Raw genomic sequence first — 24,412 nt, 5'->3', positions numbered from 1 at the left:
GGAGGTGGATGAATGGTCGAGGTCACGCCGCATGCCAACAATGCCGTCCCGGCCGCGGAAGTCGCCGATGTCGAACTCTACCATCCGAAAAGCTGGTGGACGACCTATGTATTCTCGCAGGACGCCAAGGTCATCGCCATTCAGTATTCCGGCACCGCGATCGCGATCGGCATGGTCGCGCTGGTCTTGTCGTGGCTGATGCGCCTGCAGCTCGGCTTTCCCGGCACGTTCGATTTCATCACCCCGGAAGCCTATTACCAGTTCATCACCATGCACGGCATGATCATGGTGATCTATCTTTTGACGGCGCTGTTTCTCGGCGGGTTCGGCAATTACCTGATCCCGCTGATGGTCGGCGCGCGCGACATGGTGTTTCCCTACGCCAACATGCTGTCTTACTGGATTTACCTGCTGGCCGTGCTGGTCCTGATCGCGAGTTTCTTTGCGCCGGGCGGGCCGACAGGCGCCGGCTGGACGCTCTATCCGCCGCAGGCGATCCTGTCGGGCACGCCGGGCGGCCAGGCCTGGGGTATCATCCTGATGCTGGTCTCGCTGATCCTGTTCATCATCGGCTTCACCATGGGCGGGCTCAACTATGTCGTCACCGTGCTGCAGGGCCGCGCGCGCGGCATGACGCTGATGCGTATGCCGCTGACGGTGTGGGGCATCTTCACCGCGACGGTGATGGCGCTGCTGGCCTTTCCGGCCCTGTTCGTGGCCTGTGTGATGATGCTGTTCGACCGGCTCCTGGGCACCAGCTTCTTCATGCCGGCGCTGGTCGAGCTCGGCCAGCAGCTCGAGTATGGCGGCGGCAGTCCGATCCTGTTCCAGCACCTGTTCTGGTTCTTCGGCCATCCGGAGGTCTATATCGTCGCACTGCCGGCCTTCGGTATCGTCTCAGACCTGATCAGCACCCATGCACGAAAGAATATTTTCGGCTACCGGATGATGGTGTGGGCGATCGTCATCATCGGCGCCTTGTCCTTCGTCGTGTGGGCGCACCACATGTACGTGTCGGGCATGCATCCCTGGTTCGGCTTCTTCTTCGCCACCACGACGCTGATCATCGCCGTTCCGACCGCGCTCAAGGTCTATAATTGGGTGCTGACATTGTGGCGCGGCGACATCCATCTCACGCTTCCCATGCTGTTCGCCCTCGCCTTCATCGTCACCTTCGTCAATGGCGGGCTGACCGGCCTGTTCCTCGGCAATGTCGTCGTCGACGTGCCCCTGTCCGACACGATGTTCGTGGTCGCGCATTTCCACATGGTGATGGGCGTGGCGCCGATCCTGGTGATTTTCGGCGCGATCTATCACTGGTATCCGAAAATCACCGGCCGGATGCTCAACGAAGCGATGGGCCAGTTCCATTTCTGGGTCACGTTTCTGGGCGCTTACGCGATCTTCTTTCCGATGCATTATGTCGGGCTGGTCGGCGTGCCGCGGCGCTATCCCGATATCGGCGGCACGAGCTTCATTCCCGACTCCGTGCACACGCTGAATGCCTTTATCACCGTCGCCGCGCTGGTCGTCGGCTTTGCCCAACTCGTCTTCCTGTTCAACCTGTTCTGGAGCCTGAAATTCGGCCGCGACGCCGGCGGCAATCCGTGGCGGGCGACGTCGCTGGAATGGCAGACGCCGACCACGCCGCCGCCGCACGGCAATTGGGGCGACACGCTGCCGGTGGTCTATCGCTGGGCCTATGACTATTCCGTGCCCGGCGCGCCGGAGGATTTCATCGCCCAGAACGATCCCGGGCCGCAGACCGGGCACGCGGCGGGGCCGGCATGAGCGTCATCCTGGTCTTCCTGCTCGTGGTTCTCGGGGTGGCCGGCTGGTGGCTGTCGCACCAGCGGCTGATGTCGAAACCCTGGCTGGAGCAGGGCGTGCCGGCGGCGTTTCCCGACACCGACGTGACCGGGATGCCGACGGCGAAGATCGCGCTCGGCATCTTCCTGGCCGTGGTCGGCGCGCTGTTTGCGCTGTTTGCCAGCGCCTATTTCATGCGCATGGACTATGCCGACTGGCAGGCCACGCCTCTGCCCTCGATCCTGTGGCTCAACACCGCGATCCTGGTTTTGGCGAGCGTGGCGCTGCAGATCGCAGTGATCGCCTCGCGCAAGGGCCACGACGCCACGGTGCGGCTGGCGCTGGTCACCGCCGGTCTGACCACGCTCGCGTTTCTCGCCGGCCAGTGGATGGCCTGGCGCGACCTGACGGCGGACGGCTACCTGCTCGACGGCAATCCCGCGAGCAGCTTCTTCTACCTGATCACCGGCATGCACGGTCTGCACATCGTCGGCGGCATTGTCGGCCTCGTGCGCGTCGGCGCGCGCGGCATGGGCGGTCGCAACGACGAAAACACCCGCCTGGGCATCGAACTGTGCGCCATGTACTGGCACTTCCTGCTTTTGGTCTGGCTCGGCGTGTTCGTGCTGCTTGCCGGATGGGCGAACGATTTCATCGCCGTGTGCCGTCAGTTCCTGATCTGAGGGGTGGACAATGGCCGATATCGCGCAAACCGCACCCGACCGGCCCGACGGTCTCAAGGGAATCGCCGCGGACTGGGCCTCCGACCAGCGCGCCTTCAAGGGCGTGAGCTGGGGCAAGGCGATGATGTGGATATTCCTGTTGTCCGACACGTTCGTCTTCGGCTGCTTCCTGCTGTCCTACATGACGGCGCGCATGTCGACGACGGTGCCCTGGCCGAACTCGAGCGAGGTGTTCGCGCTGCACATGTTCGGCGCCGATATCCCGCTGATCCTGATCGCGATCATGACCTTTGTGCTGATCTCGTCGAGCGGCACGATGGCGATGGCCGTCAATTTCGCCTATCGGCGCAATCGGCGCATGACCGTGATCTTGATGCTTTTTACCGCGCTGATGGGCGCGACCTTCGTCGGCATGCAGGCCTTCGAGTGGACCAAGCTGATCCAGGAAGGCGTGCGGCCGTGGGGCAATACGTGGGGGGCGGCGCAGTTCGGTTCGTCGTTTTTCATGATCACCGGCTTTCACGGCACCCATGTCACGATCGGCGTCATCTTCCTGTTGATCGTCGCCAGAAAGGTGTGGCGCGGCGATTACGATCGCGGCCAGCGCGGCTTCTTCACCAGTCGGCGCGGCGATTACGAGCACGTCGAGATCATGGGCCTTTACTGGCACTTCGTCGATCTGGTCTGGGTCTTCATTTTCGCGTTTTTCTATCTGTGGTGAGGCACGCTCATGTCTTCGTCATCCGCGCATACGCATCAATCGCAACCGGGCGAGGCGGCCGCCGCCGCCGGCCACGGCGAAGGCCAGCAGCATCCCATCCGTCTTTATCTGATCGTCTGGGGCTGGCTGTTCGTGTTGAGCGCCTGTTCCTACATGGTCGACTATATCCACCTCGAAGGCCTGTTGCGCTGGAGCCTGATCCTGATCTTCATGGTTTTGAAGGCGGGGCTGATCATGGCCGTGTTCATGCATATGATGTGGGAACGGGCGGCGCTGTCCTGGGCGATCATCCTGCCGCCGATCGCTGTGCTGGTGTTCGTGGCGATCATGGTGATCGAATCCGACCACACCGTCTTCACCAGAATGACTTTCTTCGGCGGCGGTTAACGCGCCGCAGAGTGCGGAAACCGGACCTTTGGAAGCCCTCCGCTGCCGCGGGGGGCTCAGAAAGAGGGCGGGCGCAAGAGCCCCGGTAGGCGCGCGGCGACCGGCAGCGCTGCGGCCGCCGCTGCCGTCGTGGCGCAGCGAGGGGTGGGCGCCGGCGCGCGGGGGACGGCCGGCGAGGCAGGGCTTCGAACCTCGCGCTATTGCGTCGCCGACGCCGCGGCTCGGCGCGTGCCCGCCGGCACGATCGCCTTGCGGTAGATGTGCCAGGTGGCGTGGCCGAGCACGGGAATGGTGACCGCCAGGCCGGCAAGAAACGGTAGTGAGCCGGCGAGCAGTCCGATCGATACGATGAGCCCCCACAGCATCATCGGAACCGGATTGGCCAGTACCGCGCGTGCGGAGGTTTCGATTGCCACATAGGCCCCGACGTCGCGGTCGAGCAGGAGCGGGAAGGCGACCACCGTGGTGCTCAGCACCACCAGGGCGAACAGCAATCCGACGAGGTTGCCGACGATGATCAGCGTCCAGCCCTGCTGGGTGCCGAACAGACCGGCCAAAAAGGCTGAAAGAGAGCCCGGTTCGGCCGTGCCGAACAGCCACACATAAAGTGCCTGGGCGGTATAGAGCCAGGCCAGGAACAGGACCACGAGCAACGCGCCGACGGCGACGATGGCCGGTATGGCGGGCGATTTGCGCACTTCCAGCGCATGCGACCACGACGTGTCGAGCTCAAGCTCGCGGCGCCGGCTGATTTCGTAAAGTCCGATCGCGGCGAAGGGTCCCAAAAGCGCGAAGCCGGACATCAGCGGAAACAGCAATTGCAGCGCGTTGCCGCCCGATGCCCAGGTCAGCAGGACGATGCCGGTGACGGGGTAGATCAGGCACAGAAAAACATAATGCGAGGGCTTTTCCCAAAAATCCTCGAACCCGAGACGCAAGGCGTCGAACACGTCCCCCACGCTCATATGCCGCACCTTGGGATGCGCGATCGTTTTCTGGGATCCTGCAAAGACGTGAAAGCTCGCCATGACCACTCCTCCTGGATCGTGTCCTGGGGGGTGCGGTTCGCTGTGCCGCCTTCTGACGGGTCCGGTCACGCGAAATCCGCGACCTGCCTTAGTCACCATACCCCGATGCGGGCATTTTGTCGCTGATTTTTGTGCGGCCGGGCGCATGGCTGCGCTGGCGTGCTCCGTCGATCTTGGCTAACCTTGCAGAACGCAACGGCGGCTCGGGAGGTCGGCGATGGATCGCAGTCAATTGCTGTTGATCGGGATCGGTCTGGCAATCCTCCTCCTGATCGGGTTTGCTATGGGGGGACTGTGACCCGCCTCGTCGTGCGTCGTGTGGCGTGTTCGCGCCATCGTGCAGACCCGGTCGGTGGCCTTGGTGCCGGACGCTGTCGAGCGCCGGTGCGGTGCTGGTTCCGGCCGAAACGATAACCAAATCTGGAGGACTGCCCGCCATGACCTTGAAGATTCTGCTCACCGGGACGTGTCTCGGCCTTGCCATGACGATGTCGCCGGCCGCGTTCGCCGCCGACGCTGCGGCCGGAAAGAAAGTGTTCAACAAATGCAGGGCCTGCCACGACGCGGAGAACGAGAAGAACAAGGTCGGGCCGCATCTCGTGGGGGTCGTCGGCCGGACCGCCGGTTCGCTGGAGGATTTCCAGCCGCGCTATTCGGCCAACATCAAGGAAGCCGGCGCCGACGGCCTGGTCTGGGACGAGGAGAACCTCACCGCCTATCTGCGCGATCCGAAGGCTGTGCTTCCCAAGGGCAAGATGGCGTTTCCCGGCCTGAAGAAGGACGAGGACATCGCCAATGTGATCGCCTATCTGGAGGCCGACCCGAAACCCTGACGGATAGATAGGGCCGATCCTGTCCCGGCCGGGTGCAACCGCCTGGCCGGGTTTTGTGGACGATGCCCGCGCGCCGCCGGCCTCAACCGGCAATCAGCGCGCGCGTGGCGACCGTGTCGGTCAAAAGCAGCGCAAATAGCGCGAAAAGATAGATAATCGAGTAGGCGAACAGCCGGCGTTCGGCGCGCGCCGGGCCCGATGTGCGCGGCGGCTTGAGTGTCAACCACGCCTTGCCGATGAGGCCGGCGCCGAGTGCGATCGCGCCCAGCCCGAACACGGGTCCGGCGAAACCCAGCGGCCAGGGCAGAACGCCGGTGAACGCGGTTGCGAGCGCATAGGCAAATATTTGCCGGCGGGTGGATGCTGATCCGGCCACGTTGGGCATCATCGGGATGCCGGCCCGCTTATAGTCGTGCTCGCGCAGCAGCGCCAGCGCCCAGAAGTGCGGCGGTGTCCACAGGAAGACGATCAGGAACAGCACCGCCGCTTCCGCTCCCAGCGAGCCGGCGGAAGCGGCCCAGCCGATCACCGGCGGCAGGGCGCCGGCGGCGCCGCCGATGACGATGTTCTGCGGCGTTCGGCGCTTGAGCCAGATCGTGTAGACGACGGCGTAGAAAAAGATGGTGAAGGCAAGCAGCATCGCTGCGAGCTCGTTGGCGGCCGCAACCAGAAGCACGGTTCCACAGACCGACAGGGTCAGGCCGAAGATCAGCGCGGCCGTTGGCGTGACCCGTCCGCGCGGTAGGGGACGCTGACGCGTGCGCGCCATGGCCGCGTCAATGTCGGCGTCGTACCACATGTTGAGCGCTCCCGCGCCGCCGGCGCCGATCGCGATGGCGCCAATCGCCACCAGCGCCTGGATGGGAGGCAGCGCCCCCGGCGCCACGACAAGCCCGACAAGAGCGGTGAAAACGGCAAGTACCATGACGCGCGGCTTGACCAGCGCCAAAAGGTCTATCAGCGTCGTCCGCCCGAACAGCAGGCGTTGACCGCCAAGGGGTTCGTGGGTCACCGGCATGCGCGATGCCTTTCATGGACGCGGGTCAGCGTAGCCAGCTCCGGTTGCAATTGCAACGCGCAGCCGGCCTCGCGCGCCCCGCTAGTGGGCGGTATCGGCCGGTCCGGCCTCGGCCAGAATCTCCAGCACTTCGCGGTCCGTAAGCTGCGGGAAATCGCGATAATGCAGGCTCAAGGCCCGGAAGCGGTCGGGCTGGCGCGGACACACCACCAGATCCGCCTCGCGCGTCAATGCCGCGATCACCTCCGGTGGGGCGACCGGAACGGCGAGGATCACACGCGCCGGGCGGCGGCGGGCCAGGGCGCGGAGCGCAGCCTTTACCGTGGTGCCGGTGGCCACGCCGTCGTCGACGAGGATCACCGTTCGGCCGGCGACGTCGACCGGCTTGCGGGTGCCGCGATAGGTTTGCCGCCGGCGCTCGAGTTCCGGCCGTTCGTGCCGGCCAAGCGCCTCGAGGCCGGCCGGGTCGAGCCCGTAGGCCGCGACAATCTCGTCATTGGCCACGAGGTCGGGCGGATCGCCGTCGACCAGCGCGGCGAGCGCCAGCTCCGGATTGTCGGGAGCGCCGACCTTGCGGACGACGAGAATGTCGAGCGGGGCTTTCAGGGCGCGGGCGATTTCCGCCGCGACGGGGAGGCCGCCGCGCGGCAGGGCCAGCACCACCGGCCGATCCGGCGCCGTCATCGCGATTTCGGCGGCGAGCACACGGCCCGCCTCGCGCCGATCCCGGAACATCGTCGTTCCCTCCCGTGATCGCGCCTAGGGTGAGCGAAATGAGGCGCGCTGCCAAGCCCCGTCGGGGACGGCCTGGCGACCGAAAGCGGCGCGGGATGAAAGGCGTTGCTGAAAAAATGGCCGGATCTCGCGATCCGGCCCGAAGCTTGGAAGTGCCTTTCCGGGCAAGACCTCCAGAGGAGAACACCCACGGGGTCAAAACGGGAGGTAAAGACCCGATGAGCGACTTCTAATATGCTTGGGATCCGATCGACCAACAAGTGCCGGGCGCCAAAATCGGGTGGTCCAGAGGCGGTGACGTGTTGGGACATTCGCAGGCGCGGCCCCCCGTGCTAGGGCTGGTCCGGTAGCCGGTCGCCTCAAAGCGGCGCACGGCCCTTTACAGTCGCGCCGCGCCGTGAATTGCTGTCGTCAGCACAGGAGCAAACAGTGGTCTTCGAAACATGGCTTGCCTTTGCGGCCGCTTCGGCGGTTCTGCTTATCATTCCCGGGCCGACCATCCTGCTGGTGGTGTCCTATGCACTCGGCCAGGGGTGGCGTGCGGCGCTGCCGATGGCGTTCGGCGTGGCGCTCGGCGATTTCACGGCGATGACGCTGTCGATGCTGGGCATCGGCGCGCTGCTGATGACGTCGGCCACAATCTTCACGATCGTGAAATGGGCCGGCGCGGCCTATCTGATCTATCTCGGCGTCAAGCTGTTTCGCGCCGGTGCCAATCTCGATGCGCAGCCGCGCAAGGATGCGGCGGCGGCGGGCAAGATGCTTGGCCATGCCTGGCTGGTGACGGCGCTCAATCCCAAAAGTATTACATTTTTTGTCGCTTTCCTGCCGCAGTTTCTCGACCGGCAGGGCGATTTCTGGCTGCAAATGGCGATTTTCGAGGCGACTTTCCTGGCGCTGGCCTTCGCCAATGCGCTTGGTTATGCGCTGGCTGCCTCGCGGGCGCGTGCCGCGGTCAGAAACCCGCGCATCGTGTCGATCTTCAATCGCACCGGCGGTACGCTGCTCGTCGGCGCCGGCATCGCCACGGCGGTGACACGCTCGGGCCAGTAGGGCGATGACGGTGCACGACCGGCTCGGCTTCGCGCTATCGGGTGCGAGTGCCGACAGTGCCGAGGATTACGAGACCGGACTTGCGGCACTGCAGCGCTTCGCCGGCGATCCGGTCGACGCGGTCGAACGTGCCTTGGCCGCCAGCCCGGCTTTCGTCATGGCGCATGTGCTGAAGGGCTGGCTCTACGGGCTGGCCACCGAGCCGGAAGCCACCAAGGTCGCGCGGCGCTGTTTCGAGGCGGCCCGCGCCCTGCCGATGACGGCACGCGAGGCCGGTCACGTCGCAGCGCTGGGCGCCCTGGCGCAAGGCCAGTGGCACCGGGCGGGACTCTTGCTGGAAGATCTGACCATCGAAATGCCGCGCGACGCGCTGGCGCTCCAGGCCGGTCATCAGATCGACTTCTTCACCGGAAACGCGCGCATGCTGCGCGACCGCATCGCCCGCGCCCTGCCGGCCTGGGATGCGGCAATGCCCGGCTATCACGCCCTGTTGAGCGCGCACGCGTTTGGGCTGGAGGAAACCGGCGATTATGCGCGCGCGGAAGCGAGCGGGCGCCAAGCGGTGGAACTGGAACCGCGCGACGGCTGGGGCCAGCATGCGGTGGCGCATGTCATGGAGATGCAAAGCCGCCAGGCCGACGGAATCGCCTGGATGCGGGCCAATCCCGACAACTGGACGGCGGAGAGCTTTTTCCAGGTCCACAATTGGTGGCATCTGGCGCTGTTTCATTTCGATCTCGGCGAAACTGACGAGGTGCTGGCGCTTTATGACGGACCGATCCGCGGCGGCGAAAGCGCGGTCGCGCTCAACATGGTCGACGCCTCGGCGATCCTGTGGCGGCTTTTCCTGCGCGGCGTCGATACCGGCGGACGCTGGGAACAGTTGGCCGAATTGTGGGCGCCATTCGCCGGCGCGGCCAATTACGCCTTCAACGACGTGCACGCGATGATGGCCTTTGCCGGCGCCGGGCGCGGCGACCTGGCCGCAAACCTGCTCGAGGCGCAGCGCGCGGCGATCGAAAGCGGCGGCGACAACGCCGCCTTCACGCGCGATGTCGGCCATCCCGCCAGCCTGGCGATCCGGACCTTCGCCGACGGCGACCACCGCACGGCGATCGAACTCCTGAAACCGATCCGGGCGATCGCACACCGCTTCGGCGGCAGCCATGCCCAGCGCGACGTGCTCGATCTAACGCTGATGGAGGCGGCCTTGCGCGCCGGCGAGCGTCCGCTCGCTTTTGCGCTCGCGGCCGAACGGCACGCACTCAGGCCGCAAAGCCCGTTTTCCGATCTTCTGCTGCGCCGCGCCCGGGCTTTGCCGGCGATGGCCCCTTGATTTTTTCCGAGACACGAAAAAAATAGCGCGAATTGGCATTCGACCGGTTCTCATCGCCGGCAGATTTGCTATGACTGTGCGCGGCGTAAACTGGTCTGACCAGATTGGAGCGCGAAAACGACGTTTGTGCGCCGGGGCGCGGCGTCGATGGGAGGACGGAGACATGTATCTGGGGCTCGACCTCGGCACGTCGGGGGTTAAGGCGCTGCTGGTCGATGAGAGCCAGGCCGTCATTGCGTCGGCGACGGGGGCGCTTCAGGTGTCGCGGCCGCATCCCGGCTGGTCGGAGCAGGAACCGGACTGGTGGATCGCGGCGACGCGAGCGGCGCTGGACGGGCTCAAATCGGACCATGCGGCCGCGCTTGCCGCCGTGCGCGGCATCGGCGTTTCGGGCCAGATGCACGGGGCAACCGCGCTCGGCGCCGACGATCGGCCGCTGCGGCCGGCGATTCTTTGGAACGACACGCGCAGCCACCGGCAGGCGGCGCTGCTCGACGCCGATCCGCGCTTTCGCACGATCACCGGCAACATCGTCTTTCCCGGATTCACCGCGCCGAAGCTCGCCTGGATGCGTGACAACGAGCCGGCGCTGTTCGAGCGCGTGCGCAAGGTGTTGTTGCCGAAGGACTATTTGCGACTGTGGCTGACCGGCACGCATTGTTCCGAGATGTCGGACGCGGCCGGCACTGCGTGGCTCGACGTCGGGAACAGGCGCTGGTCGGATACGTTACTGGCGGCCACCGGGCTTGGCGCCGACCACATGCCGACCCTGGTGGAGGGCACCGAGCCCACCGCCACGCTGCGCGCGGAACTGGCGGCGGAATGGGGCATGGGCGCGGAGGTGATCGTTGCCGGCGGGGCGGGCGACAACGCCGCCTCGGCCTGCGGCATGGGTGCGGTACGGGCGGGACAGGCCTTCGTCTCGCTGGGCACGTCGGGCGTCCTGTTCGCGGCCAATGCGCGGTATCTGCCCAACCCCGAAGGGGCGGTCCACACATTCTGCCACGCCTTGCCCGCGTCCTGGCACCAGATGGGCGTGATCCTGTCGGCGACGGATTCGCTCAACTGGCTGGCCGGTATTACCGGCCGGACGGCCAGCGATCTGACGGGCGAACTCGGCGAAGCGCTGCAGGCGCCGGGCAGCGTGTCCTTCCTGCCCTATCTGTCGGGCGAGCGCACGCCGCATAACGATGCCGTCATCCGCGGCGTCTTTTCCGGCCTCGGTCATGAGAGCGACCGCCCGGCGCTGACGCGGGCCGTGCTGGAGGGCGTGGCGTTCGCGCTGCGCGACAGTCTCGAAGCGCTCGAGGCGGCCGGTACGCATCTGTCCCGGGTGACGGCGATCGGCGGCGGATCGCGCTCGGTCTATTGGCTGAAGGCGATCGCGACCGCGCTCGGCCTGCCGGTCGACCTGCCCGCCGAGGGCGATTTCGGGGCTGCGTTCGGCGCCGCGCGGCTGGGACTGATCGCGGCCGAGGGGGCCGATCCCCATGCGGTGTGCGCGCCCCCGCCGACCGCGGCGACGGTCGAGCCGGAAAGCCGGCTGCGCGGCGCCTTCGACGAGGCCTATGCGCGCTTCCGGGCGCTTTATCCGGCGATCCGGGGGACGATGTGAACCGCGCCGGCGTCCAATCGAAAGGAGCAACGACATGAGCACCGGGTTTTTCGGCGATATCGGCAAGGTCGGGTACGAGGGGCCGGACAGCACCAATCCGCTCGCCTATCGGTTCTACGATCCCGACCGGGTGGTGATGGGCAAGCGGCTGGAGGACCATCTGCGCTTCGCAGTCTGCTACTGGCATAATTTCGTCTGGCCGGGCAACGACCCGTTCGGCGGCGAAACCTTCGAGCGGCCCTGGTTCCCGGCAGATTCGATGGCGCAGGCGCGGCTCAAGGCCGACGTCGCCTTCGAGATGTTCTCCATTCTCGGCGCGCCCTATTTCTGCTTCCACGATCACGATTTGCGGCCGGAAGGCGCCACGCTTGGCGAAAGCGTGGCGCGGCTCGACGAAATCACCGACTACCTGGCCGGCAAGATGAACGAGACCGGGGTGAAGCTGCTCTGGGGTACGGCCAATCTGTTTTCCAACCGGCGCTACATGGCCGGCGCGGCCACCAATCCCGATCCGGACGTGTTCGCCTACGCGGCGGCGACGGTGAAGGCCTGCATCGACGCGACCTTCAAACTCGGCGGGGAAAACTATGTGCTGTGGGGCGGGCGCGAAGGCTACGAGACGCTGCTCAACACCGACATGCGGCGCGAGCTCGACCAGCTCGGGCGTTTTCTGGCGATGGTCGTCGACTACAAGCACCGGATCGGTTTCAAGGGTGCGATCCTGATCGAGCCGAAGCCGCAGGAGCCGACCAAGCATCAATACGACTACGATGTCGCCACCGTCTACGGGTTCCTGAAACGCTACGGGCTGGAGAACGAGGTCAAGGTCAATATCGAACAGGGCCACGCCATCCTGGCCGGCCACTCCTTCGAACACGAGCTGGCGCTCGCCAACGTGCTCGGCATTTTCGGCTCGATCGACATGAACCGCAACGACTACCAGTCGGGTTGGGACACCGACCAATTCCCCAACAACGTGCCGGAAATGGCGCTCGCCTATTACCAGATCCTGCGCGGCGGCGGGTTTACCAGCGGCGGCACCAATTTCGACGCCAAGCTCCGGCGCCAGTCGCTCGATCCGGCCGACCTGCTTTATGCCCATATTGGCGGGATGGATTGCTGCGCGCGCGGGCTTATGGCAGCGGCGGCGATGATCGAGGACGAGGCGCTCGCCGGGCCCCTGGAAGAGCGTTATGCCGGCTGGAGCCAGGCCGAGGCCCGCGCGATGTTTGCCGGCGAGCGCACGCTGGAGGCGATCGCCGCGCGAGTGGAGGCTGAGGGCATCGAACCGGCCCCCTGCTCTGGACGCCAGGAATATCTGGAAAACGTCGTCAATCGTTACGTGTGAGCACGGGTGTTGCGGCGGCACCGGCCGCCAGCGCGAGATCGAAGGCCGTTTCGGCGAGCGTCCGGCCGTTGACCAGCAATTCGATGCGGTGGCGGCCGGCATGGTGTTTGCGGGTGGTGAAGTCGCGCACCGTTTGGGTGGTCGTCAGCGTGGCGCCGAGGCCCGCTTCAAGCTCGATTTCCCTGAACTTGAAAACCTTTCGCGATGTCGCGCCATTCTTTTTGACATAGTGGATGGCGTAGTCGACGACGAGGCGCTGGCTGGTGTCGGCGCGCGATACCAGCCGGGCTTCGATCGCGACGGGCGCGCCAAGCACGATCGCGGCCGGGGTGACGGCGAAGCGCTCGACAGCGATTACCGGCGCGGCGCCGGCGCCGATCAGGGTCAGGGCGCGCTTGTCACCTTGCTTGATCAGTGTGCGCAGGCCGTGCTTGACGATCCAGGCGGTGCGGGGATTCTCGCGCGGCCATGCCGCGAGAAGGTTCAGCACCCAGCCAGGATGGTCCTTGGCGATGTCGTTTAAATGGTTGGCGACGGATTTGCGTACGTAAGGGCTCGGATCGGCTTTCAGCGTGGCGAGGATCGTGGCGACGGGCGCCGGATCGGCCGTCAGCGCCTTGAGCCGGAACGACCAGGGCAGGCGCGGCCGGCAGCCCTCGCTGGCGAGGCGGCGCACATGCTCGTCCGGATCACGCGCCCATATTTCCATCACCGCGAGGGTGCGGTGCAAATCGCGGTCGAGGAACGGCCGGATGGCGAATTCGGACGAGCCGTAGCGGGTCAGTTGCTTCAGCGCCGCCATCGATTGCTCGAAACGGTCCGCGCCGTGGAGTGCGACATAATCCGATAGGGCGATGGCGACGAAGGGATGGCCGGCCTCGGGCGCGAAGGCCAGAAGAAGCCTGACATTGTTCTCGAAGTCGCCGGGCAGGGCGGCGTGCAGGCCGGTTGCGATCCGCCGCACGCGCTGCATGATGCCGCGCTGGTCGAGCCCGTCCGTGACATGGGCGATGAAGCGGTCGGTCGCGAAATCCGGGCAAAGCGCCGCCATGCGCCGCGCGATCCCATGCATGCGGTCGCGGTCGAGACTATCCTTGAGCAGCGGCGGGCTGGGTTCGGTCATCGGTGTCGGCATGCCCTTGGGGTGGGGATCGCCCCTCCTAGCATGCATGCCTGACAAGGGCCTGTCAGGAGAAATCCAGCCTGTGCGGATCCGGCCGAATCGCCGCTTGATCCTTGGGCAATAAACTGGGATACTAGTGTACAAAACAGGGAGGCAGGCGCGTGCGTCAAGCGTGGCGCTGGTTTGGTCCAAGGGACAAGGTTTCGCTGACGGATGCGCGCCAGGCTGGGGCGTCGTGCGTCGTTACGGCGCTGCACCATGTCCCCGCCGGAGCGATATGGCATGCCGAGGAGATCGAGGCGCGCCAGCGCGAGGTGGCGTTCCACCCCGACGGCAGCATGACCCACCTCGCCTGGGAGGTGGTCGAGAGCCTGCCGGTTTCGGAGGCGATCAAGACGCAGACGGGAGACTGGCGCGCCGATCTCGTCCATTACAAGCGCAGCCTGGAAAACCTGGCCCGGGCCGGTATCGAGACGATCTGCTACAATTTCATGCCGGTGCTCGACTGGACCCGCACCGAGCTCGCCTGGCCGCTCGGCCATGGCGGCACGGCAATGCGCTTCGACCTTGCCGATTTCGCCGCCTTCGACATCCATGTGCTGAAACGCCGGCACGCTTCCGCCGACTATGAGGCGCCCATCTTGGAGACGGCGAAGGAGCGGTTCGACGCGCTCGACGAGGCGGGCAAGAAACGTCTGGCGGCCAACATCACCGCCGGGCTTCCCGGCGCCGCCGAGCACTGGTCGCTGGAAGGGCTGTCGCGCCAACTTGCGCTTTACGCGGGTATCGACGCCGCGCGGCTGCGGCAGAACCTGATCGATTTTCTGTCGGAGGTGGTGCCGTTGGCGCAGCGGCTCGGGCTACGGCTGTGCTGTCATCCCGACGACCCGCCGTTCCCGTTGCTCGGCCTGCCGCGGGTGATGTCGACCGAGGCGGATTACCGCGTCGTTCTCGATGCGGTCGACCTGCCCGCCAACGGCGTCACCTTCTGCGCGGGGTCGCTGGGCGCGCGGCCCGACAACGACCTGCCGGCGATGGCGGCCCGGCTCGGCCCCCGCATCCATTTCGCCCACCTGCGCAATGTGCGTCGCGACGCCGAGACGGTGCCGTGCTCGTTCTTTGAGGACGAACATCTCGCCGGCCAGACCGACATGGTGGCGGTCGTTGCAGCGTTGCTCGCCGAGGAGAGCCGACGTCGCAAGGAGGGGCGGGCGGACGCCGAGATTCCGATGCGGCCCGATCACGGCCAGGAAATCCTCGACGACCGCACGCGCGGCGCGCAGCCGGGCTATCCGGCGATCGGGCGCCTGAAAGGGCTGGCGGAGTTGCGCGGCGTGATGGCCGTTCTCGGTCGGCACCGGGGACGTGAATGAGCGCGCGGCTGACCGCCTTTGACGATCTGCCGGACGCGATCCGCAAGCCGGGTTTCGAGCGCCGGGGACGCGGGGCCGGCATCGTCCATCTCGGCGTCGGCGCCTTTCACCGCGCGCATCAGGCGGTCTATACCGACGACGCGCTGGCCCGCTCGGGCGGCGACTGGATGATCATCGGCGTCAGCCTGCGGTCGTGCGATGTCGCGGAGGCCCTCAACCCGCAAGCGGGGCTCTACACCGTGCTGGTACGCGGCGGCGAAAAAATTTCGGCGCGCGTCGTCGGGTCGATCGCCAAGGTGCTGGCGGTGCCGCGCGAACCCGCCGCCGTGCTCGACGCACTGGCCGCGCCGTCGACCCGCATCGTCAGCCTGACCGTCACCGAAAAGGGTTATGGCTTCGATCCCGCGACCGGAGCGCTCGACCGGAGCCGGCCCGACATCGCCGCCGATCTTGCCGAACCCGACAGGCCGAGAAGCGTCGTCGGCCATCTGGTTGCCGCGTTCGCGCAGCGCCGGGCGCGCGGCGCGCCGGGCCTGACGGTGCTGTCTTGCGACAATTTGCCGGGCAATGGCGAACTGGTGCGGCGGCTGGTGCTCGATTTCGCGCGGGAGGTCGATCGCGACCTGGCCTGCTGGATCGCCGAGACGGCGCGGTTTCCCTCGACCATGGTCGACCGCATCACGCCGGCCACCAGCGACGAAACCCTGGCCGAAGCGGAGCGGGCGACGGGGCGCGTGGACATGGCCGCAGTGGAGACCGAAGCGTTCTCGCAATGGGTGATCGAGGACGATTTCGCCGCCGGCCGCCCCGACTGGGAAGCCGGCGGGGCGTTGTTCGTGGCCTCGGTCGCGCCCTACGAGAAGATGAAGCTGCGCATGCTCAACGGCGCGCATTCGATGATCGCCTATGCCGGTTTTCTCGCCGGACACGAGCATGTGCGCGACGTGATGGCGCACGAGGCGATGCGCTTGCTGGTCGAACGGCATTTGCGCGATGCCGCGCGCACGCTGGACCCGGTTAAAGGCATCGCGCTGCCCGACTATGCCGCGCGGCTGATGGAACGCTTCGCCAATCCCGCGATCGCTCACCGCACCGAGCAGATCGCGATCGACGGCACGCAGAAACTGCCGCAGCGCGTGTTCGAGCCGGCGCTGGCGGCGTTCGAGGCAGGCTGGTCGCTCGACAGCTACGCGTTCGCCACGGCGATGTGGATCCGCTTCGTGCTCGGCCGCACCGAGGATGGCCGGGCCTATACGCTGCACGATCCGCGCGCGGCGGCGCTGGCGGCGGCGACCGACGGACACGGGGACGACGCCGGCGCGCTCGCCAATGCCGTTTTCGGGCTCGACGGGCTCATGCCGGCGCGGCTGGCGCAGGCCCGCGCCTTTCGCGACGCGGTTGAGACAAGGCTGGCGCGCATCCTCAAAGATGGGGTCGCCGCGGCGATCACGCGGGAGGCGATGCCATGCCGCGTGTGAAACATGTCCCGGAAGGCTTCGAACTCGGCGAAGCGCTGGACGGCATCACCATCGACCGCGCGCAGCCGATCGCCCGGCAGCTCTATCTGGCGCTGCGCCAGCGCATCGTCGACAGCCGGCTTCCCGCCGGAACACCGATCCATGAGAGCGAGATCGCCGCGTTTTGCCTGGTCTCGCGCACACCCTTGCGCGCCGCCCTGCAACAGCTCGCCAGCGAAGGGCTGGTGGTGACCCGGCCGCAGGTCGGCTCGATCGTGGCCGAGCGCGACCGGGCCCGGTTTTTGGAGGCGCTTTTCGTCCGCGCGGCCATCGAAGGCCGGATTGCGCGCCGGCTGGCGCAGACCGGTCTCGACGAAAAACGGCTGGCCCCGATCCTGGCCCGCCAGGAAGCGGCGGCACGCATCGACGACTATGCCTCCTTCTTCGAAGTCGATGAAACATTTCACGAGTTGCTGGCCGACATGGCCGGAGTGCCCGGTGCCTGGCAACTCGCCCAGACGGTCAAGGCGCATGTCGATCGTGAACGTTTCATCTTGATGTCATCCATCCACGGCCGCTCGCAGCGCGCCTTCGACGATCATATGCGTATACTGGCGGCGATCCGCTCCCAGGACGCCGATCGCGCGGAGGCCGAAATGGTCGGCCATATCGAGACGGTCCTGAACGCGTCGGGGCCTTGACAGCGGCACGGGGAAGGTGCTCAGATCGTATCTTATATAAGATATAAGACTACAATCTTGATGCATCGCAGCATGCGACCTCGACCGTCCAAACCAGCGTGCACCGATCAGGGAGGAAATCATGAAATCGAGACATCTGCTTTCCGGAATTGCCTTCGCCGCGATCGTCGCGGCCTCGTCGGCCTCGGCGGCCGAATTGCGCTTCGCCTGTTACCAGGACGGCGTGGAATGCGACGCCTGGGCCGAACAGTTCAAAGCGTTCGAGGCCGAGAATCCCGGCACCACCGTCGCGGTCGACATCGTGCCCTACAAGTCGATCGTGGAGAGCCTGCCGCTGCAGCTCGCCTCGGGCGAGGGCCCCGATCTCGCCCGCGTGACCGACCTCGGCGGACTGGCCACATATATGCTCGACGTGACGCCCTATGTCGCCGACGCCGCCAAGCTGGAGGAGCAATACGGCAAGACGCTCGCCTGGACCCGGGTCAACGGGCCGGACGACAAGGGCATCTACGCCATCATGGACCAGCAGACCGCCACCGGCCCCTTCGTCAACAAGACGCTGTTCGAACAGGCCGGCGTCGACATGCCGGGCGCCGGCGCGACCTATGAGGAGTGGGCGGCGGCGGCCAAAAAGGTGGCCGAGGCGACCCAGACGCCTTATCCGATGGCGCTCGACCGCTCGGGCCACCGCTACGCCGGGCCGGCGATCTCCTATGGGGCGAAGCTGTTCGACGACAAGGGCGATCCGATCACGGTCGATGAAGGCTTCCGCGCGTTTTCGGAGCAGTTCGTGGCCTGGAACGAGGACGGCACGATAGCCAAGGAGGTGTGGGCCGGCGCGGGCGGCGCGACCTATCAGGATGCCGCCAAGGAATTCACCAACGGCTCGCTCGTGATGTATATGTCGGGCTCCTGGCAGATCGGGCGCTTCGGGCGCGATATTGGCGACGCCTTCGACTGGGTCGCGGTGCCGGCGCCGTGCGGTCCCGGCGGTTGCACCGGCATTCCCGGCGGCGCGGCGATCGCCGCCTTCAAGCACACGAAAGCGCCGGAGGAAGTGGGCAAGCTGCTCGACTTCATCGCGCGCGAGGACGTGCAGGCCAAGGTGCTGGCCAAGACCAAGAACATCCCCGCCAACCAGGCGCTGCAGGTCAAGGGCATCGACTACGAAAACGCCACCGACGCCGAAAAGGCGGCCCTGACCGCGTTCGGCAACGCGCTCGCCGGGTTTTCGCCGGTCGCCTTCCAGTTCCAGGGCTACAAGAACAACCGCGCGATCATGAACGCCACGGTGACCCGCATCACCCAGGCGATCGTTGGTGAACTGTCGCTGGACGAGGCGCTCGACCGCATCGACGCCGATGTCGAGGAAGCCGTCGCGGCGGCGCAGTAACGGGATCGTCCCGACCCTGTCGCCGAAACCTCTCCCCGGTTTGCCGGGGGAGGCCGGCGACGGGACGTCTTCTCCGCACGACAAGCGGGGCGGGCGGTGAGGACAAGGGCCCATGTCATGAGGCACACGCGATGTTCGCACCCGTGACGACGGCGATATCCTACCTCTACCGGGCAGCCTTCGAGCTGTTCGAGCGACCGATGCTGGCCGTTCAGAAGATGACCGGTGCGCAGAAGATTGCCTGGGTGTTCCTGCTGCCCAATCTCCTGATTTTCGGCCTGTTCACCTTTCTGCCGATCTTCCTGAACTTCTTCTACGCCACCTCCGGCAGCGACCGTATCCTCTTGTCGGAGCGGCCCTATGTCGGGCTGGAAAATTTTTCTTCGCTGCTGGCCTGCGAAAACTATCTCGATCCCAATAGCTGCCAGCGCGATATCTTCTGGCGCGCCGTGCACAATACGAGCTGGTTCGTGGTGCTGCAGGTCGGGTTCATGATCCTGTTTTCGCTGGTCACGGCATTGGTGCTGAACCGCAGCATCCCGCTGCGCGGTTTCTTCCGCAGCGTGTTCTTCTACCCGGTGCTCTTGTCGCCGGTCGTGGTGGCGCTGATATGGAAATGGGTGCTGCAGCGCTACGGTGTGCTCAATGCCGGGCTGGAGGCGCAGGGGCTGCCGATCGTCAACTGGCTGGTCGAGGCCGACTGGGCCTTTTTCTGGATCGTGTTCGTGTCGATCTGGGCGCATATGGGTTTCTACACGCTGATCCTGCTTGCCGGGCTGCAGGCGATACCGGCCGATGTCTACGAGGCAGCGGAAATGGACGGCGCGTCGAAATGGCGGGTGTTTTCGAAGATCACCATGCCGCTTTTGATGCCGACCATGGTTGTGGTGCTGGTGCTGTCGCTGATCCGCGCCGTGCAGGCCTTTGACGAGATTTTCGTTTTGACCGGCGGCGGTCCCGGCTCGGCGACGCTATTGCTTTTGCAGTTCATCTACGAAACCGGCTTCGCCTTCCGACCGCAGCTCTACGGCCTGGCGGCGGCGGCCTCGCTTTTGATGGCGGCGGTGCTGATGGTGCTGACGCTTTTGCAACTGCGCGCCGCGCGCGGCCGCGGGGAGGGCTAGGCGATGCTGCGCTCCTTCCTGACGCGAACCCGCGGCCGCGGCCGGCTCGACCTCACGGACTGGCTGACCTTCGGCTACCTGGCGCTCGCCGTCGTCTTGATGTTCGGGCCGGTCGCCTGGATGGCGCTGTCGTCGTTCAAGACCGAATCCGCGTTGCAGGAATATCCGCCCTCGCTGTTGCCGCTGGCGCCGATCCATGTCGAGGTCGAGGGGTACGAGGAGCCGTTGCAGCTTTTTCGGGTGACGGGTGGCGAGCACGAGGGCCGGCTTCTGGCGCAGGTGCGCCGCATCGGGCTGATGAGCCAGATGGTCGACCCGCAAAATCCGGGCGAGCGGCTGCAGGTCAACATCAACGACCGCGTGCCGGAACGCGAATTCGCGCTCGCGGTGGAAAACTATTCCGCGCTGTTCGAGCGGTTCAATTTCGCGCTCTATTTCTGGAACTCGGTCTTCATAACCGTCATCGCGACGGTCATCACCATCCTGTTCAATTCGATGGCGGCGTTCGCGTTGTCGAAATATCGCTTCCGGGGCCAGACCTTCGTCTTTATCCTGATCATTGCCACGCTGATGATCCCGCCGACGATCAATCTGGTGCCGATCTATCTCGTGGTTTCGGAACTGGGCATGGTCAATTCGCCGTGGGGGGTGATCTGGCCGGCGGTGGCAACGCCGACCGGGGTTTTCCTGCTGCGGCAATATATGCTGACCATTCCCGACGATCTCTTGGATGCCGCGCGCATGGACCACGCGTCGGAATGGCGGGTCTATTGGCGCATCGTGCTGCCCTTGTCGGCGCCGGCGCTGGCCGTGCTGGTGATTTTTTCGGTGATGTGGCGCTGGAACGATTTTCTGTGGCCGCTGATCGTGTTGACCCGCTCCGAGCAATTCACGCTGCAGCTTGCGCTGAATTCCTTCCAGGGCGACCTGCAGACCAGCTGGTCGAACCTCCTGGCGATGACCGTGCTGACCCTGCTGCCGATCACGATCGTGTTCGCCTTTTTGCAGAAATACATCACGACCGGCATCGCCCAGACCGGGGTGAAATGATTATGGCGCTCGGGAAAGAGGGGTGAAGGATGGCGGTCCTCGAACTTGACGGGCTGATCAAGGATTATGGCGACGTCCGTGCCATTCACGGTGTCGATCTGACGATCGACAATGGCGAGTTCTGTGTGTTTGTCGGCCCGTCGGGGTGCGGGAAATCCACGCTGTTGCGCATGATCGCGGGACTGGAGGAGATTTCCGGCGGCGAGCTGCGCATCGACGGGGTGCGCGTCAACGAGCAGCGGGCGTCGGAACGCGGGCTGGCGATGGTGTTTCAGACCTATGCGCTCTACCCGCATATGACGGTGCGCCAGAACCTGGCCTTCGGGCTGGAGAATATCCGCACGCCCAAGCCGGAGATCGTCCGTCGCGTCGAGGCGGCGGCGACCATGCTGCAGATCGGCCCTTATCTCGACCGACGGCCGAAACAGCTTTCCGGCGGGCAAAGGCAACGCGTCGCGATCGGGCGGGCGGTGGTGCGCGAGCCGCGCGTGTTCCTGTTCGACGAGCCGCTGTCGAATCTCGACGCCGAATTGCGGGTTACCATGCGCGGCGAGATCGCCGGGCTGCACCGCCGGCTCGGCAACACGATGATTTATGTCACCCACGACCAGGTCGAGGCGATGACGATGGCCGACAAGATCGTGGTTTTGCGCGACGGGCGCATCGAACAGGCCGGCACGCCGCTGGAGCTCTACAACCAGCCGGCCAACAGCTTCGTCGCCGGCTTTATCGGCTCGCCGCGGATGAACTTTGTCGACGTGACCGTGCGCGAGGCCGAGGCCGGCGGTGTGGTGGTGTCGGATGCGGCCGGCAACGACTACCGGGCCGCCGTTGCGCCAGACGGGTTGGAACCGGGGGACGCGGCCGAACTCGGCATCCGGCCCGATCATTTGATCGTCGGCGACGCGGCCGGTCACGCGGTGACCGTCCAGTCGGTCGAGCAGCTCGGCGGCGAGTCCTATCTCTACTGCGAAACCGGGGCGGGGACGCCGCTGACCGTGCATCTGGCCGGCCAGACCGGGATCCGGCGCGGCGAGACCACCCATGTCGTGTTCAGGCCGGACTATACCCATCTGTTTCGCAAGTCGGACGGCCTCGGCATGAAGCGGCTGGTGGTCGGAGAAGCGGTGTGATGGGCAGCGTTGCGCCCTATCGCGCAGGCGGGGCGATGCCGGCGCGCCGCCAAAGCGGATAGGCCGGCAAGCCCCGTCGCCGCTGCCCGTAGCCCCCGTTCGGGCTTTCCTTCACCCAGGATGGTTCTGCCATGAGTTTTCTCGCCACGACGGGTCCCGTCGTTCCAGCCGCCTCGAGCCTCACCGCGCCGCTCGATGCCGGGTTTTCGTTGCGTGTGGAAGCGTTGTCGGACTGGCTTGTGCGGATCGCGATCCTGCCCGAGGAAGGACTTTGCGTCGACCGCACCTGGATGATCGCGCCCGGTGGCGACGTGCCCTGGCCGGGGCGAGATCGTGTGTCGAGCGAAGGTTTCGCGCCGCTCGAAGCGCGCCATGACCGGCAAAGCGAAACGACGTATTTCGGGCGGGACTGGCGTGTCGTCGTCCAGCCGGCACCGCTTGCGCTGACGGTCGAACGGCGCGTGTCCGATGGGTGGCAGCGCGTCGTTGCCGATCGCCCGACCGGCGCCTATCAATGGTTTGCCGGGCGCGGCGTGTTTCGCCATTTCCAGGCCCGCGCGCTCGACGACAGCCATTACGGTCTCGGCGACAAGTCCGGTCCGCTCGACCGGACGGGCCGGCGACTCAGATGTCTGCAGACGGATTCGCTCGGCTATAATGCCGAGACCTCCGATCCGCTCTACAAACATGTTCCGTTCGTGATCGCCGGGCGTGCGGGCGAGGCGGCGGGACTGCTCTACGACACGCTCGCCGAGGCGATCTTCGATCTGGGCGCGGAACACTCCAATTACCATCCGCACTACCGTCATGTGGACCTGCAGGAAAAGGGCTTGGTGCTTTATGTCGTCGCCGGCCCGAAAGTGCGCGACATCGTGCCCAGGCTGATGGCGCTGACCGGCCGGCCGCATTTTCCGCCGCGCTGGTCGATGGGCTTCGCCTTCACCACCATGCACCACGCCGACGCGACCGACGCGCAGGCGGTCATCACCGGCTTCGCCGAACGCTGCCGCGCCGACGCGATCCCGATCAGCGCCATCCATTCCGGCTCCGGCTACACGACACGCGCCGACGGGCGGCGCTACGTCTTCACCTGGAACGCGCAGAAATTTCCCGACCGCGACGGTTTCTTCGCGCGGCTTGAGGCGTTGGGGTTGCGCACGGCGGCCAATGTGAAGCCGGTGCTGCTGACCGAGCATCCGGCCTATCCAAGGGCGGCGGGCGAGGGCTGGTTCGTGCGGCGGGCCGACGGACAGCCCGCAGTGGAAATGTTCTGGGGCGGCGACGGCTCGAGCCTCGACTTCACCAATCCCGCGACGGTCGACTGGTGGAAGGCCGGCATCACGGCAAACGTTCTGGAAGCCGGCTTCGGCGCCGGCTGGAACGACAACAACGAGTGCGAATTGTGGGACGAGACCGCCACCGTCGACGGCTTCGGGCGCCGCCTGCCGGCGATCGCGATGCGCCCGGTGCATGCGCTGTTGATGACACGGGCGACCTTCGAGGCGACGCGCGCGCACCGGCCGGACGAACGCCCCTACACGATCAGCCGGGCCGGGCCGATCGGGATCGCGCGCTACGGCGAAACCTGGACCGGCGACAACCGCACGAGCTGGCACACGCTGAAATGGAATCTGCGCCAGGGCCTGTCGATGAGCCTGTCGGGCATGCCATTCACCGGCCACGATATCGGTGGTTTCGACGGGCCGCGGCCCGGTCCCGAGCTTCTGGTGCGTTTCGTGGAAATGATGTCGCTGCATCCGCGCGCGGTGATGAACTCCTGGAAGCCGCAGCTCGACGAGCCGACCACGCTGCCGTGGATGCACCCGGAAGCGACCGACGCGGTGCGCGAGGCGCTGACGCTGCGCTATCGCTTCCTGCCTTATCTCTACCACCTCGCCCACGTCGCCCATCGCGACGGCGCGCCGTTGATAACGCCGCTGTTTTATCATTTCGACGAGCCGGAATGCCGGGACGAGACGGATTGCTTCATGCTCGGCGCCGACGTCCTGGTCGCACCGGCGGTCGAGGAAGGGGCGCGGGCGGTGGAGGTCTACCTGCCGGAGATCGAGGGCGGCTGGCACACGCTGCACGGCGAGACGGTTCATGCCGGCGGTCGGCAAGTCTCTATCGATGCGCCGCTCGGCCGGCTGCCGGTGCTGGTGCGCTCGGGCGCGGTCCTGCCGCTTGCAACCGACTGGCCGGACCGGGCGCCGCACGATTTCACCCGGGTCGAGCTGATCTTGTTCGCCGGACCCGGCGAGGGTGCTACGGAACGGGCGCTGTTCTTCGACGACGGGCTCGGCTGGGGCTATCGCGACCGTGACGCCTCGCTGTTGTCGTGCCGGGGCATCTGGGATCGCGACCGCGTCCGCCTGGCAGTCGAGGAACGATGGAGCGGCAGGGGCCGGCCGGAACTCGGCCTTGTCGGTCGCGGATTGGACAGGCGGCGCCTGGAGGTCGAGACCGCGCTCTGAACGCCGGTGTGCGGCAAG

21 protein-coding genes are annotated in these 24,412 nt (G+C 66.0%); 17 read left to right on the top strand and 4 right to left on the bottom strand.

What is annotated here, in order from left to right; genetic code table 11:
* The first annotated feature begins 12 nt into the window (after positions 1-12).
* From C7T96_RS14850 to C7T96_RS14835, 4 genes are read left to right on the top strand one after another with little or no spacing between them, the layout of a single operon-like run.
* Complete coding sequence (locus C7T96_RS14850) at positions 13-1,791, top strand: cytochrome c oxidase subunit I (protein WP_106572026.1); 1,779 nt, start codon at positions 13-15, stop codon at positions 1,789-1,791.
* Positions 1,788-2,492, top strand: coding sequence for a cytochrome c oxidase subunit 3 (locus tag C7T96_RS14845; protein WP_106572025.1), 705 nt, complete (start codon positions 1,788-1,790; stop codon positions 2,490-2,492). Before C7T96_RS14850 ends, C7T96_RS14845 begins: the two co-directional genes overlap by 4 nt.
* A 10-nt stretch (positions 2,493-2,502) precedes the next feature.
* Positions 2,503-3,213, top strand: a complete 711-nt coding sequence (locus tag C7T96_RS14840; protein WP_106572024.1) for a heme-copper oxidase subunit III family protein — start codon at positions 2,503-2,505, stop codon at positions 3,211-3,213.
* 9 nt (positions 3,214-3,222) lie between these two features.
* Positions 3,223-3,600: a cytochrome C oxidase subunit IV family protein gene (locus tag C7T96_RS14835; protein ID WP_106572023.1), complete on the top strand. Its 378-nt coding sequence runs from the start codon at positions 3,223-3,225 to the stop codon at positions 3,598-3,600.
* A 197-nt stretch (positions 3,601-3,797) separates the two neighbouring features.
* Here C7T96_RS14835 and C7T96_RS14830 read toward each other — a convergent pair whose 3' ends face one another.
* A complete protein-coding gene (locus tag C7T96_RS14830) occupies positions 3,798-4,628 on the bottom strand; it encodes a DUF2189 domain-containing protein (RefSeq protein ID WP_106572022.1) in 831 nt (276 codons plus the stop codon).
* Positions 4,629-5,110: 482 nt separating this feature from the next.
* Between C7T96_RS14830 and C7T96_RS14825 the strand changes: the two genes are divergently transcribed.
* Positions 5,111-5,461, top strand: coding sequence for a cytochrome c family protein (locus tag C7T96_RS14825; RefSeq protein ID WP_164749882.1), 351 nt, complete (start codon positions 5,111-5,113; stop codon positions 5,459-5,461).
* 82 nt (positions 5,462-5,543) lie between these two features.
* Here the strand turns inward: C7T96_RS14825 and C7T96_RS14820 are convergent, their stop codons facing one another.
* A complete protein-coding gene (locus tag C7T96_RS14820; RefSeq protein ID WP_106572020.1) occupies positions 5,544-6,479 on the bottom strand; it encodes a heme o synthase in 936 nt (311 codons plus the stop codon).
* Between the two features lie 81 nt (positions 6,480-6,560).
* Positions 6,561-7,214 carry a phosphoribosyltransferase family protein gene (locus C7T96_RS14815; RefSeq protein WP_106572019.1) on the bottom strand — a complete coding sequence of 218 codons (654 nt, stop codon included), beginning with the start codon at positions 7,212-7,214 and terminating at the stop codon, positions 6,561-6,563.
* Between the two features lie 429 nt (positions 7,215-7,643).
* Here C7T96_RS14815 and C7T96_RS14810 point away from each other — a divergent pair, with 429 nt between their 5' ends.
* The 4 genes from C7T96_RS14810 (at position 7,644) to xylA (ending at position 12,566) form a co-directional block, all read left to right on the top strand.
* Positions 7,644-8,267, top strand: a complete 624-nt coding sequence (locus C7T96_RS14810) for a LysE family translocator (RefSeq protein WP_106572018.1) — start codon at positions 7,644-7,646, stop codon at positions 8,265-8,267.
* 4 nt (positions 8,268-8,271) lie between these two features.
* Positions 8,272-9,603: a tetratricopeptide repeat protein gene (locus tag C7T96_RS14805; RefSeq protein WP_106572017.1), complete on the top strand. Its 1,332-nt coding sequence runs from the start codon at positions 8,272-8,274 to the stop codon at positions 9,601-9,603.
* Positions 9,604-9,766: 163 nt separating this feature from the next.
* Entirely contained in the window at positions 9,767-11,218 is a 1,452-nt protein-coding gene (gene xylB, locus C7T96_RS14800; protein ID WP_106572016.1) for a xylulokinase, read from the top strand.
* Between the two features lie 34 nt (positions 11,219-11,252).
* Positions 11,253-12,566, top strand: a complete 1,314-nt coding sequence (gene xylA, locus C7T96_RS14795) for a xylose isomerase (protein WP_106572015.1) — start codon at positions 11,253-11,255, stop codon at positions 12,564-12,566.
* On the opposite strand, the gene C7T96_RS14790 is transcribed toward xylA, so the two are convergent.
* Positions 12,550-13,689, bottom strand: coding sequence for a DNA alkylation repair protein (locus C7T96_RS14790; RefSeq protein ID WP_106572094.1), 1,140 nt, complete (start codon positions 13,687-13,689; stop codon positions 12,550-12,552). The genes xylA and C7T96_RS14790 overlap by 17 nt on opposite strands.
* Positions 13,690-13,850: 161 nt before the next feature.
* Between C7T96_RS14790 and uxuA the strand changes: the two genes are divergently transcribed.
* The 8 genes from uxuA (at position 13,851) to C7T96_RS14750 (ending at position 24,394) form a co-directional block, all read left to right on the top strand.
* Positions 13,851-15,062 (top strand): mannonate dehydratase, encoded by a 1,212-nt coding sequence (uxuA, locus tag C7T96_RS14785; protein WP_106572014.1) that lies wholly within the window; start codon positions 13,851-13,853, stop codon positions 15,060-15,062.
* On the top strand, positions 15,059-16,540 hold the full coding sequence (locus tag C7T96_RS14780; RefSeq protein WP_106572013.1) for a mannitol dehydrogenase family protein: 1,482 nt from the start codon (positions 15,059-15,061) through the stop codon (positions 16,538-16,540). Before uxuA ends, C7T96_RS14780 begins: the two co-directional genes overlap by 4 nt.
* Positions 16,528-17,220 carry a GntR family transcriptional regulator gene (locus C7T96_RS14775; protein ID WP_106572012.1) on the top strand — a complete coding sequence of 231 codons (693 nt, stop codon included), beginning with the start codon at positions 16,528-16,530 and terminating at the stop codon, positions 17,218-17,220. The genes C7T96_RS14780 and C7T96_RS14775 overlap by 13 nt, the downstream gene beginning before the upstream one ends.
* A gap of 121 nt (positions 17,221-17,341) precedes the next feature.
* Positions 17,342-18,613, top strand: a complete 1,272-nt coding sequence (locus C7T96_RS14770; protein WP_106572011.1) for an ABC transporter substrate-binding protein — start codon at positions 17,342-17,344, stop codon at positions 18,611-18,613.
* A gap of 200 nt (positions 18,614-18,813) precedes the next feature.
* Positions 18,814-19,737 (top strand): sugar ABC transporter permease, encoded by a 924-nt coding sequence (locus C7T96_RS14765; protein ID WP_106572093.1) that lies wholly within the window; start codon positions 18,814-18,816, stop codon positions 19,735-19,737.
* Positions 19,738-19,740: 3 nt separating this feature from the next.
* Entirely contained in the window at positions 19,741-20,787 is a 1,047-nt protein-coding gene (locus tag C7T96_RS14760) for a carbohydrate ABC transporter permease (RefSeq protein WP_106572010.1), read from the top strand.
* A gap of 29 nt (positions 20,788-20,816) precedes the next feature.
* Complete coding sequence (gene ugpC, locus C7T96_RS14755) at positions 20,817-21,920, top strand: sn-glycerol-3-phosphate ABC transporter ATP-binding protein UgpC (RefSeq protein WP_106572009.1); 1,104 nt, start codon at positions 20,817-20,819, stop codon at positions 21,918-21,920.
* Positions 21,921-22,051: 131 nt separating this feature from the next.
* Complete coding sequence (locus tag C7T96_RS14750) at positions 22,052-24,394, top strand: TIM-barrel domain-containing protein (RefSeq protein ID WP_106572008.1); 2,343 nt, start codon at positions 22,052-22,054, stop codon at positions 24,392-24,394.
* Positions 24,395-24,412: the final 18 nt, after the last annotated feature.

Origin of the sequence: Nitratireductor sp. StC3 (genome assembly GCF_003015025.1) — a bacterium.
Classification (GTDB): Bacteria; Pseudomonadota; Alphaproteobacteria; order Rhizobiales; family Rhizobiaceae; genus Mangrovimarina; species Mangrovimarina alexandrii.
Note: the sequence above shows the minus strand (reverse complement) of the source record. Positions and strands in the feature narration are given on the sequence as shown.

Excerpts from the sequence above, each read along its gene's own strand:
- C7T96_RS14850 (WP_106572026.1), top strand. The coding sequence starts at position 13 with ATGGTCGAGGTCACGCCGCATGCCAACAATGCCGTCCCGGCCGCGGAA.
- C7T96_RS14845 (WP_106572025.1), top strand. The coding sequence starts at position 1,788 with ATGAGCGTCATCCTGGTCTTCCTGCTCGTGGTTCTCGGGGTGGCCGGC.
- C7T96_RS14840 (WP_106572024.1), top strand. The coding sequence starts at position 2,503 with ATGGCCGATATCGCGCAAACCGCACCCGACCGGCCCGACGGTCTCAAG.
- C7T96_RS14835 (WP_106572023.1), top strand. The coding sequence starts at position 3,223 with ATGTCTTCGTCATCCGCGCATACGCATCAATCGCAACCGGGCGAGGCG.
- C7T96_RS14830 (WP_106572022.1), bottom strand. The coding sequence starts at position 4,628 with ATGGCGAGCTTTCACGTCTTTGCAGGATCCCAGAAAACGATCGCGCAT.
- C7T96_RS14825 (WP_164749882.1), top strand. The coding sequence starts at position 5,111 with ATGACGATGTCGCCGGCCGCGTTCGCCGCCGACGCTGCGGCCGGAAAG.
- C7T96_RS14820 (WP_106572020.1), bottom strand. The coding sequence starts at position 6,479 with ATGCCGGTGACCCACGAACCCCTTGGCGGTCAACGCCTGCTGTTCGGG.
- C7T96_RS14815 (WP_106572019.1), bottom strand. The coding sequence starts at position 7,214 with ATGTTCCGGGATCGGCGCGAGGCGGGCCGTGTGCTCGCCGCCGAAATC.
- C7T96_RS14805 (WP_106572017.1), top strand. The coding sequence starts at position 8,272 with ATGACGGTGCACGACCGGCTCGGCTTCGCGCTATCGGGTGCGAGTGCC.
- xylB (WP_106572016.1), top strand. The coding sequence starts at position 9,767 with ATGTATCTGGGGCTCGACCTCGGCACGTCGGGGGTTAAGGCGCTGCTG.
- xylA (WP_106572015.1), top strand. The coding sequence starts at position 11,253 with ATGAGCACCGGGTTTTTCGGCGATATCGGCAAGGTCGGGTACGAGGGG.
- C7T96_RS14790 (WP_106572094.1), bottom strand. The coding sequence starts at position 13,689 with ATGACCGAACCCAGCCCGCCGCTGCTCAAGGATAGTCTCGACCGCGAC.
- C7T96_RS14780 (WP_106572013.1), top strand. The coding sequence starts at position 15,059 with ATGAGCGCGCGGCTGACCGCCTTTGACGATCTGCCGGACGCGATCCGC.
- C7T96_RS14775 (WP_106572012.1), top strand. The coding sequence starts at position 16,528 with ATGCCGCGTGTGAAACATGTCCCGGAAGGCTTCGAACTCGGCGAAGCG.
- C7T96_RS14770 (WP_106572011.1), top strand. The coding sequence starts at position 17,342 with ATGAAATCGAGACATCTGCTTTCCGGAATTGCCTTCGCCGCGATCGTC.
- C7T96_RS14765 (WP_106572093.1), top strand. The coding sequence starts at position 18,814 with ATGCTGGCCGTTCAGAAGATGACCGGTGCGCAGAAGATTGCCTGGGTG.
- C7T96_RS14760 (WP_106572010.1), top strand. The coding sequence starts at position 19,741 with ATGCTGCGCTCCTTCCTGACGCGAACCCGCGGCCGCGGCCGGCTCGAC.
- ugpC (WP_106572009.1), top strand. The coding sequence starts at position 20,817 with ATGGCGGTCCTCGAACTTGACGGGCTGATCAAGGATTATGGCGACGTC.
- C7T96_RS14750 (WP_106572008.1), top strand. The coding sequence starts at position 22,052 with ATGAGTTTTCTCGCCACGACGGGTCCCGTCGTTCCAGCCGCCTCGAGC.